12 protein-coding genes are annotated in these 12,521 nt (G+C 67.5%); 10 read left to right on the forward strand and 2 right to left on the reverse strand.

The window, feature by feature from the left end; genetic code table 11:
* The first annotated feature begins 111 nt into the window (after positions 1-111).
* From M6G08_RS08350 to M6G08_RS08370, 5 genes are all read left to right on the forward strand, one after another.
* A complete protein-coding gene (locus M6G08_RS08350) occupies positions 112-1,344 on the forward strand; it encodes a hypothetical protein (protein WP_272586535.1) in 1,233 nt (410 codons plus the stop codon).
* 174 nt (positions 1,345-1,518) lie between these two features.
* Positions 1,519-2,394, forward strand: coding sequence for a diiron oxygenase (locus M6G08_RS08355; RefSeq protein ID WP_272586536.1), 876 nt, complete (start codon positions 1,519-1,521; stop codon positions 2,392-2,394).
* Between the two features lie 12 nt (positions 2,395-2,406).
* Positions 2,407-3,231, forward strand: coding sequence for an aminoacyl--tRNA ligase-related protein (locus M6G08_RS08360; protein ID WP_272586537.1), 825 nt, complete (start codon positions 2,407-2,409; stop codon positions 3,229-3,231).
* A gap of 11 nt (positions 3,232-3,242) precedes the next feature.
* Positions 3,243-3,473: an acyl carrier protein gene (locus tag M6G08_RS08365; protein WP_272586538.1), complete on the forward strand. Its 231-nt coding sequence runs from the start codon at positions 3,243-3,245 to the stop codon at positions 3,471-3,473.
* Between the two features lie 199 nt (positions 3,474-3,672).
* Positions 3,673-4,383 (forward strand): 4'-phosphopantetheinyl transferase family protein, encoded by a 711-nt coding sequence (locus tag M6G08_RS08370; protein WP_272586539.1) that lies wholly within the window; start codon positions 3,673-3,675, stop codon positions 4,381-4,383.
* 138 nt (positions 4,384-4,521) lie between these two features.
* On the opposite strand, the gene M6G08_RS08375 is transcribed toward M6G08_RS08370, so the two are convergent.
* Together M6G08_RS08375 and lipP1 are read right to left on the reverse strand one after the other, a co-directional pair.
* On the reverse strand, positions 4,522-5,790 hold the full coding sequence (locus M6G08_RS08375) for an MFS transporter (protein ID WP_443048758.1): 1,269 nt from the start codon (positions 5,788-5,790) through the stop codon (positions 4,522-4,524).
* A gap of 49 nt (positions 5,791-5,839) precedes the next feature.
* Entirely contained in the window at positions 5,840-6,769 is a 930-nt protein-coding gene (lipP1, locus tag M6G08_RS08380) for a LipP1 family hormone-sensitive lipase (protein ID WP_272586540.1), read from the reverse strand.
* Positions 6,770-7,041: 272 nt separating this feature from the next.
* Here lipP1 and M6G08_RS08385 point away from each other — a divergent pair, with 272 nt between their 5' ends.
* From M6G08_RS08385 to argC, 5 genes are all read left to right on the forward strand, one after another.
* Positions 7,042-7,833: an SAM-dependent methyltransferase gene (locus M6G08_RS08385; RefSeq protein ID WP_272586541.1), complete on the forward strand. Its 792-nt coding sequence runs from the start codon at positions 7,042-7,044 to the stop codon at positions 7,831-7,833.
* A gap of 98 nt (positions 7,834-7,931) precedes the next feature.
* Entirely contained in the window at positions 7,932-9,134 is a 1,203-nt protein-coding gene (gene rocD / locus M6G08_RS08390) for an ornithine--oxo-acid transaminase (RefSeq protein ID WP_272586542.1), read from the forward strand.
* Between the two features lie 68 nt (positions 9,135-9,202).
* Complete coding sequence (locus M6G08_RS08395) at positions 9,203-9,961, forward strand: SDR family NAD(P)-dependent oxidoreductase (protein ID WP_272586543.1); 759 nt, start codon at positions 9,203-9,205, stop codon at positions 9,959-9,961.
* Between the two features lie 90 nt (positions 9,962-10,051).
* The gene (locus M6G08_RS08400) at positions 10,052-11,353 is read left to right on the forward strand and encodes an ATP-grasp domain-containing protein (RefSeq protein ID WP_272586544.1); all 1,302 of its coding nucleotides are present in this window, start codon (positions 10,052-10,054) and stop codon (positions 11,351-11,353) included.
* Positions 11,354-11,484: 131 nt separating this feature from the next.
* Complete coding sequence (gene argC, locus M6G08_RS08405) at positions 11,485-12,516, forward strand: N-acetyl-gamma-glutamyl-phosphate reductase (RefSeq protein ID WP_272586545.1); 1,032 nt, start codon at positions 11,485-11,487, stop codon at positions 12,514-12,516.
* Positions 12,517-12,521: the final 5 nt, after the last annotated feature.

Raw genomic sequence — 12,521 nt, forward strand, 5'->3', positions numbered from 1 at the left:
CACGCACTGACCGAGAGGTACCTGGAGCGGATAGGGGGGCGACTCCTCGGACCGGTCCACAGGAGCGAGGCCGGCCGTGCCTCCTACGGAGACGCGTACGCGCCGCGCCCGGTGTTTCTCTCGGCGGCGAAGACCGAAGCGCTGAACCGGGACCTGGAAGTGCTGCGCGACGCGCTCTTCCGCCTTCCGCGTCTTCTGTTCGACGGAGATGTCGCCGCGTTCGCCCGTGCCAGCGGAATGGAGGACGTGCAGGTACGCGCCATCGAGCGCTCCTTTGCCGGTCTGCCGAACCCTCCCACGAGCATGGGGCGGGCGGATCTCTACCACGACCGGACGGGTTTTCGCCTCATGGAATTCAACATGGGCGGCACGATCGGCTTCGAGCTGGACATCTGCAGCGGATTCCTGGCGGACCCCGAATTCAGCCGGTTCGCCGCGGAGGAGGGACTCCAGCACGTCCACACGCTGACGGAGCAGGTCCGCACGGTCCGGGCCGAGATGGAGCTGGCGCCCGATGCCCGCCCGTTCATCGCGCACGTGGAGTGGCCCCGGCACTTCGCGATGAACGAGCCGTACATGAGTGCCATGTGCGAGCGGTGGGGCGATCACGGACTGGAAGCCCGTCCGTGCCATGTCGGGCAGCTCGAGCGGCGGGACGGAAGGCTGTGGCTCGACGACCGCCCCATTGACATCGTCTACCGGCAGTTCCTCATGGAGGACCTCCTCTCGGACGACGCCGAGGCGCTGATGGAGCCCCTGCTCGGGGCGCTGGAAGGGGGCGAGGTGCGCATGTTCACCTCGCTGGAGTCGGAGCTGTACGGCAGCAAGGCCGCTTTGGCCATGCTCTCCAACCGGGCACACCGCCATCTGTTCTCGGCGCGGGAGCTGGATGTCATCGACCGGTTGCTTCCTTGGACCTCACCGGTGACCTCGGGACCCGTCCTCCTCGAGGACGGCACGGAGGCCTCGCTGCTCGATCACGCGATGGCCGACCAGCACGAGCTGATCCTCAAGCCCACCCTGCTGCATGGTGGTCAGGGTGTCGTTCCGGGCTGGTCGTCCGACGTCACCTCGGACCAGTGGCGCAAGCTGCTGCTCGACGCCATGGATGGCCCCTACGTGCTGCAGCGGCGCATCCATCCGGTTCCCGAGCCTTTCCCGGAGCCGGGCGTCGGATCCCGGCCCTGGATCGTGAGCTGGGGGGTGGTCATGATGGCCCGCGGGCACGGTGGGTTCTTCACCCGCTGCGCCCCTGCCGAGGCGGGCAAGGACGTGCTCAACCACTTTCAGGGAGCCCTGGTCGGGTCCGGATTCCAGGCCGGCCCGAGTCCCCGCCGGCAGTAGCCGCCGACGGGGTAAGCGGGAGGTCTAGCGGCGGGGAAGAAAGGTCAACGCACTGGGTCTCCGCGAATGAAATCGTCGCGGACGCTCCTGCCGTCGACCCGGTCGTAGCGTTCTTCCAGGCGCGGCAACCGGTGGTGTCGGCCGGTCAACCAATGGTCCTATTGCGGAGGTCACGTGTCAGCCCCGACGACAATCGAGTGGACGGAAGAGTTCTCCCGAGCCGTGCACCGGCTGATCGACGTTTCCGTCGATGACTACTACAATCCGTACCGCACCTTCCAGTGGCCCGAATCGATCGAGCCCAAAGACCTGTGGATGAGCCGGGATCTGCTGTCCGTTCACGGCACGAGCGCAGAACAGGAACTGAGCCGGGAGCAGCTCGTCGAGCTCTCTCGATGGGAGAGCGTCAACCTCTACAGCCTGATTGCTCATGGCATCAGGGAGCTGCTCATCGAGGTGATGCGTCGCATCCACACGCCCGGCTACGAAATACCGACGCCGTACTTCCACCACTTCATCGGTGAAGAGAACGAGCACATGTGGTTCTTCGCCGAGTTCTGTCTGCGGTATGCCGGCCGCATCTATCCCGATCGGCGCATGGTGTTCCCGACCGATGACCGCTCGCCGGAGATGAACAACTTCATCGTCTTCAGCCAGATACTCATCTTCGAGCAGATCGGTGACTACTTCAACGCCAAGATGGCGGCCGACGAGAACCTGCCGGAAACGGTGCGCGAAGTCAACCGCATTCACCACCGTGACGAGTCCCGGCATATCGCCTTCGGCGGCAAGCTGGTTTCGGCACTCTTCGACGAGGTCCGGCGGAAGCACTCAGCCGAGGAAGTCGAAGAGGTCGGCCGGTACCTGCGCGGGTACATCGATTTGATCATTCAGATGCTCTACAGCCGCGAGGCCTACCAGGACGCCGGTATCCCCGATCCGGCACGGTTCCGGGCCACTGTCATCGCCGATCCTGCGAGGGCGGCCATCACGGCTCGCATCACCAGGCGAACCAACAACTTCTACCGACACATCGGCCTGTTCCGCTGACGGGAGATCCTCATGCCGGCGTTCGTCGCCCCTGGAATCACGGTTCTTGAATCAGAAGAGGCCGCCCTGTTCGACGCTTTGGAGGCCCGCTTCCGGGAGATCGCTGTCGCCTTGGGTGCGCGGCCGGTGGCCGGCCCGGCACTGCTCCCCGTGGAGGACCTGGCGCGCCTCGACTTCTTCCGCAACTTCCCACACCTCGCGCTGCCCGTGGCCACGCTCACGGACGAGACCCGCCAAGTGCTGGCGCGCGGGGAGGAATCGGCACCGTCCGGCGACCACGACCTCGTGCCGACCGGCAACTGTCTCCCGACCGCGACCTGTTACGGCCTGCTCCTGAGTTTCGGGGGGCGCCACCTCGAGGCGCCGGAGGTCATCACTTCGGTCGGCCGCTGTTACCGGAACGAGGACCACTACGACGGTCTGCGTCGGCTGCGTTCCTTCCACATGCGTGAAGCGCTCTATCTCGGCAGCAGGGAAGGCGTGGCGGACCATCTGACCCGGTCGACCGAGCTCGTGCTGGGCCTGGCCGACCGACTGGGCATCAAGGTACGTCATGAACCCGCGACGGATCCGTTCTACCTCGGAAGCGGATCGAGGGCGCTCCTCAATCAAATGGATCCCGTGAAGTTCGAGTTCGTGTCGGACGACGGGACGGCCATCGCATCGGTCAATCGGCACCGCAATTTCTTCGGTGAGCGTCTCGGTATCTCCTTCGGGGAGGAGGACGCCTACAGCGGTTGCCTGGCTTTCGGTGTGGAGCGCTGGGTTCACGCCGTACTGCAGGCGCACGGCAATCCTCAGCGGGCGCTTGCCGCGCTCAATGAGTCCGTAGATTAGGAGGGAAGGGCATGGAGGAAATCATCAAGTGGATCCGGTCTAAGAACCCGGATCTGCAGACGGAGATCACAGGGGACACCGATCTCATCGAGTCCCGACTCATCGCGTCGGTCTCGTTCCTCGAGTTCGTCGCTCTGCTGGAAGAGCTGTCCGGAGAGCCCATCGACGTCGGCTCACTGGACGTCAACGATTTCCGTACGCTCGACCGGATCAGCGCGAAGTTCCTCGTGCCGGTGGGCTGACCGAACGACTCGACGACGGAAACGCTGGAGCGTCGTGGACACCGTACTCATGTCCACTGCGCTCCATGCGGCGTTGGCCACGCGGTCTCGCGGCGGCCACCGAGCGAGCCACCCGAACCGGAGGCCGAGAAGAATGGCAGCACCACCGCCGACAGGGCCGGCCGCGGAGCCGGCGGCCCGGGCCGCGGGCAGGAGTGCGGTGTCCGCGGCCGACGTCTGGTACATCGGCGTGCACCAGGTGCCCGAGTCACTCGCCGTGCTCCTCGACGGCCGCGACCGCGCCCGCCGCCGGCGGATCCTGGGCGAGGCGGACCGGCAACGCTTCCTCGCCGCGTGGGCTCTGACGCGACTCGTTCTCGGCGAGAGGCTGGGCGTGGATCCGGCGATGCTGAGCTTCGACCGCACCTGCGCCCACTGCGGTGATCGCAGCCATGGGAAACCGGTCGTGGAGACCGCGGGGGTCCGTTGCGACTTCTCGCTCTCCCACGTCGGAGGCCTCGCCGTGGTGGCCGTATCGGACCGGGCTGTCGGCGTCGACATCGAGGACGCCACGGCGGGCGAGCAGCCGTTGGTGTCGGCGTTGACGGAACGGGAGCGCGCGACCTGCTTGAGCTACGCGGACTTCGCACGGCTGTGGACACGCAAGGAAGCACTGCTGAAGGCCGTGGGCGAAGGCCTTGGGATCCACCCGAGGCGCATCGAGATGAGCGGCTCGACGCCGGTCGCGCTCCCCGAGGAACTCGGCAGCCCGCAGGACTTCGCTCTGTGCGACCTGCCGCTGCCCGCCCCGTACGTGGGATCGCTCGCGGTACGTGGGCCCCGACCGTCCCTGTCCGTGCGCGGCGGCGCGGAACTGGTCGCCGGCGCGGCGCGGCCGGTCCCCTGCCGGTGGCCGTCGGCACGGGCCTGACACGGCGCCCGGGCCTGCCGACCCCGCGGGCGGGACGGAGGGCCGTCTCGCCGGGCGGGCCGGCAGGCCCCTCCCTTCACCCCGAGCCGTTCGCCGCCTGGTCGGCGGTCGCTGTCCCGGACGGCCTGGCGGCCCGCATCAGCGCGGTTCCAGTGCCGAGGGGGTGATGTTCCTGAAGAAGGGCAGCAGGGTCGCCAGCGTCGCCAGGGCGAACACCCCGAAGGCCGCCCGCACGTCGATGAGCTCGGCCAGTACGCCCACCAGGCCGGCGCCCACGGGCAGGGCCCCGAAGGCGAAGAAGCGGAAGGTGGCGCTGAACCTGCCGAGCATCTCGTCGGGCACCAACCGCTGGGTGACGGTGCGGGAGTTGACGGTCCACAGAGTGCCTCCCATGCCACCGAGGAAGGCCCCGACGATCACCGCCCACAGACTGGTGGTCACGGCGGGCAGAGCGACCAGGGTGGTGGTGCCGAGGGGAGCCGCGAACATGGCCCAGCGCGGGCCCAGGAGCAGGTTCACCCGGGCCACCACCAGCGCGCCGGTCAATCCGCCGATGCCGAGAGCGCTGAGCGCGAGGCCGTATCGCTGCGGGCTCAACTCCAGTGTGTGCGTGGCGTACAGCGGAAACAGCGCCAGCCACGCGCCCCACGTGGCGTTCAGCATGGCCACGACCAGCATGAGGGTGCGCAGCACCCGGTCGCGCCAGATGAAGCGCAGCCCTTCCGCGATCCGGCTGCCGACCGAGGCGGGAGCCGCCCCGAGGGCGGCGCGCCCGGCTGCCTGGAACCGGCCCACCAGCAAAAGCAACGCGAGCGCCGCCACGGTGTACGAGATGCCGATGGCCCCCAGCGCCATAGCGGTCCCCGCGGCCAGCAGCAGGCCACCGGTGAACGGCCCGACGAACTCGAATCCCACGGTCTCGGCCCCGAGCATCCAGGCGTTGACCCGTTCCCGGCCGGCCTCCGGGACCGCCGCCGGTACCAGGGCGGAGGCGGAGATCGACGCGAGTACGTCGGCGACGCCGAGGACCGCGCCGGCAACGAAGAGCTGGGCCAGGTCGACGCCGCCGCCCACGGCGGAGAGGGTGAGCCAGCCCATCGCCGCCATCCGCATCCCGTTCGCCACCCACAGCAGCCGCCGCCGGTCGAAGCGGTCGACGAGCACACCGATGTGCAGCGCGATCAGCAGCCAGGGCAGCGTGAGCGTCATCGAGACCGCGGTGATCTGGGTGGGGGAGTCGGTGAGTTGTGCCGCGAGGAACGGCAGGGCCGTCTTCATGACGCCGTCGGCGAGGCTCGTCACGGCGGTGAAGCCGACCAGGACCGCTGTGTTGCGGCCACCGGTGGATTGCCGGGCGGGAGGGGCCGGGGCTGCTTCCGGCTGCTGCAGGATGTCCGAGTCGCTCACCTTGCACCTCGCTTCATGGTCGGTTCACACACGTCGATCAGTACTCCGATCAGCCCTCGAGACGGCTTTGCTCCACGTCGTCCGGGGCCAGCCGCCGGCGCAGGAACGCGACGATCCCGTCCAGTGCCTCCCTTGCGGTTTCGAGTACGGAGGCCATGGCCAAGAACCCGTGCGGCAGGTCCTTGTACCGGTGGTACTCCACCGGCACGTCCGCGATCGAGAGCGCATCCGCGTAGGCCTCGCCCTCGTCGCGCAGTGGACAGTATTCGGCGGTGATCATCAGCATCGCGGGCAGTCCGCTGTGGTCGGTCGCATTAAGCGGTGAGGCGTAGGGCGAGGCGCCGTCCGCGGGATCGGCCAGGTAGTGGTTCCAGAACCAGGGGACCGAGTGGCCGTTGAAAAACATCGGGTCTTTGTTGTCGCGCATGGAGGCCGTGACCCATCCATGACGCATCGCCGGGTAGATGAGCACCTGGGCGGAGATCCGAGGTCCGTCGGAATCCCTTGCCATCAGCGACACCGCCGCGGCCAGGGTTCCGCCGTTGCTGTCCCCCGCGACGGCGATGCGCCCGCCGTCCGCACCGATCTTGGAGGCGTTGTCCGCCACCCATCGCACGGCGGCGTAGCAGTCTTCGGGAGCGGCCGGGAAGGGGTGCTCGGGCGCAAGCCGATAGCCTACGGAAACGACCACGCAGGGAACCATGCTTGACAGTGCGCGACAGATCGCCTCCGAGGTGTCAAGCGAGCCGACGACAAAGCCGCCGCCGAAGAAGTACACCAGGACGGGCAGCGGCTCGTCGCTTTCCTGCTGCGGGCGGTACACCCTGAGTGTCAGGGGCCCTGCCGGTCCTTCGATGTCCAGGTCGAAGATTTCCTGGGGTTTCTCGATCCACTCCCAGATTTCGGCTTCGGTTTCACTGTCCGCCTTCCTGGCCTCCGCCACCGACATCTCATAGAGCGGGGTGAACTTGGTTGCCATGCGAAATTTTCTGATTCCCTCAACGACGGGGTGAAGCGGCATCGATCCCCCAGCATTTCGATTTCAATGGTGCGCCTCAATGGTTCCATGCTGAGGCCGGATGCGCGTCTGTGGCAGGTTCGTTCACGAGGACACGGTACGTTGAATTTTGTCCGCTGTTGATAAGCCTCTCGCTTACCCCGGTGTTCCCGCGGTCCGTGCCACTCTTTTCCTGCCAGGCGACCTGCCACGGGTCGACAGAAGTGGATCGTCGAGGGGAAGCACGTCGAGCCATGACCATCGAGAATGTGACTCAGCGGCCGGCCGGGGGCAGTGACCCCGCACGCGTCTACGACTACTTCATAGGTGGCGACAGCGGTCTCGAAGCCGACCGGTCGGCCGGTGCCTGGATTCGACTGCAGGCGCCCGATCTGCTTGCGGCCATGCAGGAGAACCGGTCCTTCCTTTCGCGGGCGGTGCGTTGGCTGAGCCGGCAGGGTGTCGATCAGTTCATCGATATCGGCTCCGGATTTCCCGTTTCTCCGAATACGCACGAGATCGCCTTGTCGATGGCACCTTCGGGTTCCGTCGTCTACTGCGACGTCGATCCCGAGGTGGGGCAGCGCACGCGCGCGCTTATCGCCGGCACGAAGGGGACGGACTTCGTTCAGGGCGACATTCGAAGCCCCGAGGAGCTGGTGGCCCAGCCGGCCATCCAGAAGTTGATCCATTCAGGCCGCCCGGTGGCCTGTGTGCTTGCCGCGGTGCTGCACTTCGTGCCGGAGGACGCGGATCCCGAGAGAATCACCGCGGTTCTGCGTGAATCCCTGCCCCCGGGGAGCTATCTGGTGGTCTCCCACGTCGCTGGCGACATTCCCTGGACGGAACGTAACAATGTAGAGACGCTGAGGCGCGCCTTCGAGGACATGTATCCCCGCACCCGAGCGCAGGTCGCCGAATTCTTCGGTGATTTCGAACTGGTCGCGCCCGGTGTGGTGCCCGCGGCCAAGTGGCATCCGGCCGAGGGAACGTCCGGAGAAAAGGCCGACCTTGCCATCTATGCCGGAGTCGGTCACAAGGCGTAGTGGCGGCGAGCTGACTCACGCGTGGGAAACGCGGCAGACCCAGCAGGACCATCTTTACGACGACGGCTCCGACGGGAGCACGCAGGAGGAGTTTCGCCATGACTGTGGACGTTCTCTCCGCCCAGGGCCACATCGGCCTTTCCGAGCGCTGGGGAGCACATGACTCCGTGCCGTTCCCGGTGGTGCTCGCCCAGGGGGAGGGCGCCTGGGTGACCGACGTGGAAGGCCGGCGTTATCTCGACTTCCACGGTGGGTATTCCGCGATGAACTTCGGCCACGGGCACCCCGAACTCATCGCCGCGGCAAAGGCGCAGCTCGACCGGATGACGCTGAGCACGCGGGCATTCCACCACGATCAGTACGGGCCGTTCTGCCGTGAGCTTGCCGAGCTGACGGGCACCGAGACGGTGCTGTTCTCCAACTCCGGCGGTGAGGCCGTCGACACGGCCGTGAAGATCGCCAGGAAGTGGGCCTACCAGGTCAAGGGCGTGCCGGACGGATGCGCCGAGATCATTGTCGCGGGCGCGAACTTCCACGGCCGGACCACGACCATCGTGTCGTTCTCCACGCAGGCCAACCACCGTGCCGGCTTCGGCCCGTTCACGCCCGGCTTCAAGGTGGTGCCGTTCGGCGACATCGACGCGCTGCGCTCGGCGATCACCGAGCACACGGCGGCGGTCCTGCTGGAACCGATCCAGGGCGAGGCCGGTGTGATCACCCCGCCGAAGGGTTACCTCGGCGAGGTCCGAGAACTGTGCGACGACACCAACACGTTGCTCGTCGCCGACGAGGTCCAGTGTGGACTGGCCCGCGCCGGCTCGACCCTGGCGCTGGACCACGAAGGCGTCCGAGCGGACATGTACACCCTGGGCAAGAGCCTCAGCGGCGGGCTGCTGCCGGTGTCCGCGGTGATCGGCCGCGCCGAGGTGCTCGGCGTGATCACGCCCGGCGACCACGGCTCGACCTTCGGTGGCAACCCGCTGGCGTGCGCGGTCGGCCGAGCGGCGGTGCGGCTCCTGGCGACCGGGGAATTCCAGGCCCGCTCCCGCGAACTGGGTGCGCATCTGCACGCCCGCCTCGTCGAGCTCGACGGTGTGACCGAGGTCCGGGGCCGTGGCCTGTGGGCCGGTGTGCAGCTCGCACAAGAGCGGGTGGCCGGCCGCCGGGTGACCGAGGAGCTGGCCGAGCGCGGTCTGCTGTGCAAGGAGGCCAAGGGCCATCTGCGGGTGGCGCCTCCGCTGGTGATCACGCGCGAGGAGATCGATCTGGGCGTCGACATCATCGCCGACGTACTGGGGTGAGCCGGGCCCACCAGCGCACGCGCCGGGACGAAGGCGCCTTGGCCACCGAGTGGACGGGAGAGGGATTCATGAGTGACTTCGCAGGTCTGGCCGCCCTTGTCACGGGCGGTGCGTCGGGAATCGGTCTGGCCACGGCGAAGCTGCTGAGCAGCAGGGGAGCCAGGGTCGCCGCTCTCGATCTGAAACCGGAGGGGCTCCCGGATGGCATCGTGGGCGTCCAGGCCGACGTCACCGACGACATCGAGGTCAAAGCCGCCGTCGACGCGGTGGCCGAGCGGTTCGGCAGGCTGGACATCGTGGTGAACAACGCCGGGATCGGCGCTGTCGGGGACGTCACCGCGAACGACGACGACGAGTGGTCGCGCGTGCTGGACGTCAACGTGGTCGGGATGGCCAGGGTTGCCCGGCACGCGATACCGCATCTGCGGCGCTCACCCGCCGCATCGATCGTCAACACCTGCTCGGTCGTGGCCTGGGCGGGGGTGGAGCAGAGGGTGCTGTACTCGGCCAGCAAGGGGGCGGTGTACGCGCTGACGCTGGCCATGGCGGCCGATCACGTCCGCGAGGGCATCCGGGTCAACTGCGTGGCCCCCGGCTCCGCTGACACCGCCTGGATCGACAGGTCGCTCCGACAGGCGGCGGACCCGGTGGCTGCCCGGGCCGCGCTCGACGCCTTCCAGCCGACGGGCCGCCTGGTGACGGCTGACGAGGTCGCCGGTGCGATCGCCTACCTGGCCAGTCCCTTGTCCGGCGCTTCGGTGGGCACGGTGCTCGCCGTGGACAACGGCATGCACGGTCTACGGCTGCGGCCCGGGGGCCAGGCGTAGCCAGCGGGCCCTCACCGCGCGGCGCCGGCCGGCCTGTCACCGAACTCATTCCGACCACGACACAAGCCCCTTGCCCGGAGGTAGCTGACGATGGCAACCGATTTGCGCTCCCCCACGACACGAGTGGCTCTGGTCGACGCCTACTCGGCAGGGAATCTGCTGGTTCCCGCGCTGAACCGGGAGGGTGTGGAGTGTGTGCATGTTCGGTCACCCGAACCCGACGTCAACATGGTGAAACTGAAGTTCCCCGACGGCTTCCTCGACGACATCAGACACGAGGGCGACCTGACGGCCACGGCCGCCGCGCTGCGTGAGTGGGGGATCGGTTGCGTGATCGCCGGTGGCGAGTCGGGCGTGGAACTGGCCGATCAACTGAACGCGGAACTCGGCACCCCGGGCAACGGGATGAGCCGGCCGACCTGCCGACGCAACAAATACGAGATGGTCCTCGCGGTACGCGACGGCGGACTTCCGCACGCGGCCACCATCGTCTCGCCCGACGCCGACGAGATCATCGCGTGGGCCGAGACGACCGCGGGCTACCCGGTCGTTCTGAAGCCGGTTTCCAGCGCCGGGCAGGACAACGTCATGGCCTGTGCGTCAGCGGAGGAGGTACGCGCCGCCCACGACAAGATCAGGAGCAGCACCAACCGCCAGGGGCAGAGCAACACAGTGGTTCTCGCCCAGGAATTCCTGGCCGGTACCGAATACTTCGTGAATACGGTCAGCCGTGACGGTCGGCATCACACGGCTGAGATCTGGCGATACTGCAAACGCCGAATCCCCGGCGGCCACATCATCCACGACTACGTAGAGCCGCTTTCGCCGGACGATCCGGACGCCCAAGAACTGGAGTCCTACAGTCACCGGATACTCGACGCGCTGGAAATCCACAACGGCGCCGCACATGTCGAGATCATGATGACCGCCGACGGTCCCGTGCTGGTCGAGTGCGCCGGCCGGCTCGGCGGTGGCGCGGCCCCGCAGATCCTCAGCCGGAGCATGGCCAGCAACCAGATCGATCTCATCGCCCTCTCGGTGGCCAGACCCGACGAATTCAACCGACTGCCCGCCAGCCTGCACCGGTTGCTGCGGCACACCCTTTACGTACATCTCATCAACCCGAACGACCACGGCATCGCACCCTCCCATGAGGACATGGGAGTCGTCCGCGCGCTGCCGTCCTGGGCCCACACCGTTCTGATGCACCCGGAAGGCGCACCGCTGACGCGAACGGTCGACTTCCCCTCGCAGCCGGGTTACGTGATTCTGATCTCCGACGACCCGGTGCAGCTCCGCGCGGATTATGAAAAGTTGCGCGAGATCGAACGTGTCCTTTATGCGGGGAACCCGGTTCCGGAACAACGCCGGCCGATCCGACCGGATCGGTGACCGAAGAAGTAAGCGCAGTACGGACGCGAATGATGCGGGTGAGTTCCTAGAGTCCCTGCATATCGATGTCGGTTTCTACGAAAGAGAATCCTGGTGGGGAATCGGAACATGCCGACGAGGGAGGTCTGGTCGTGACCCGGGTGGTGGTAGTCGGTGCGGCGGGATACATCGGCGGGGAATTGCTGCGACTGCTGATCGGCCATTCCGAGGTGGAGGTGGTGGGCGCGGTCTCCTCGCGTTTCCCGGGCAAACGGGTCGACGGGGTGCATCCGAATCTGCGGTCCGCCACGGATCTGCTGTTCTGCTCGGCCGACCAAGTGGACGAGTGCGATGTGGTATTCCTGGCCCTGCCGCACCGCGTCGCGATGACACAGGCCGAGCAGTGGGCCCGGCGCGCGAAACTCGTCGTCGATCTGACGGGGGACTTCCGACTCGACGACGCCGAGGTCTTCCGGCGCTACTACGGCGAGGACCACCAAGCACCCCATCTCCTCGACGCTTTCGTACCCGGCCTTCCCGAGCTGCACCGCGAGAGCATGCGCACCGCAGACCTGATCAGTGTTCCCGGCTGCATGGCGACGGCCGGCGTGCTCGCCCTGTACCCGCTGGTGACTCGGGGTCTGATCGATCTCGAGCGAGGGGCGCAGTTCGACGCCCGTACCGGGTCCAGCGGCTCGGGTGCCACCGCGGGCCCGGCCAACCTGCACGCCGAACGCAGCGGTGCCATGCGGGTGTTCGCGCCCACCGGCCACCGGCACGAGGCCGAGATCTCCCGGCATCTGGGCCTGCCGGCCGCGATGACCGCCACCGGCGTCGAAGCGGTGCGCGGGGTCCAGACCGTCTGCCATGCCACCTTGCGCACCGGCGTGGACACGCAGGCCTTGCGCCGCGCCTACCGCGAGCAGTACGCGGCGGAGCCCTTCGTCCGTGTCGTCGCGCACCGACGCGGCATCTTCCGCTACCCCGACCCGAAGATCCTCCTCGGATCCAACTACTGCGACGTCGGCTACGCCCTCGACGAGGACACCGGCCGCCTGACCACGATCGCCGCCCTGGACAACCTCGTCAAAGGCGGCGCGGGCAACGCCGTGCAGTGCCTCAACATCCGCATGGGGTGGCCCGAGACTCTCGGCCTGACCTTCCCCGGCCTCCACCCCTTGTAAATCCC

It is taken from the genome of Streptomyces sp. M92 (genome assembly GCF_028473745.1).
GTDB lineage: Bacteria > Actinomycetota > Actinomycetes > Streptomycetales > Streptomycetaceae > Streptomyces.

Coding starts and splice junctions, on each gene's coding strand:
- M6G08_RS08360 (WP_272586537.1), top strand. CDS start 2,407: ATGCCGGCGTTCGTCGCCCCTGGAATCACGGTTCTTGAATCAGAAGAG.
- M6G08_RS08365 (WP_272586538.1), top strand. CDS start 3,243: ATGGAGGAAATCATCAAGTGGATCCGGTCTAAGAACCCGGATCTGCAG.
- lipP1 (WP_272586540.1), bottom strand. CDS start 6,769: ATGGCAACCAAGTTCACCCCGCTCTATGAGATGTCGGTGGCGGAGGCC.
- M6G08_RS08385 (WP_272586541.1), top strand. CDS start 7,042: ATGACCATCGAGAATGTGACTCAGCGGCCGGCCGGGGGCAGTGACCCC.
- rocD (WP_272586542.1), top strand. CDS start 7,932: ATGACTGTGGACGTTCTCTCCGCCCAGGGCCACATCGGCCTTTCCGAG.
- M6G08_RS08395 (WP_272586543.1), top strand. CDS start 9,203: ATGAGTGACTTCGCAGGTCTGGCCGCCCTTGTCACGGGCGGTGCGTCG.
- M6G08_RS08400 (WP_272586544.1), top strand. CDS start 10,052: ATGGCAACCGATTTGCGCTCCCCCACGACACGAGTGGCTCTGGTCGAC.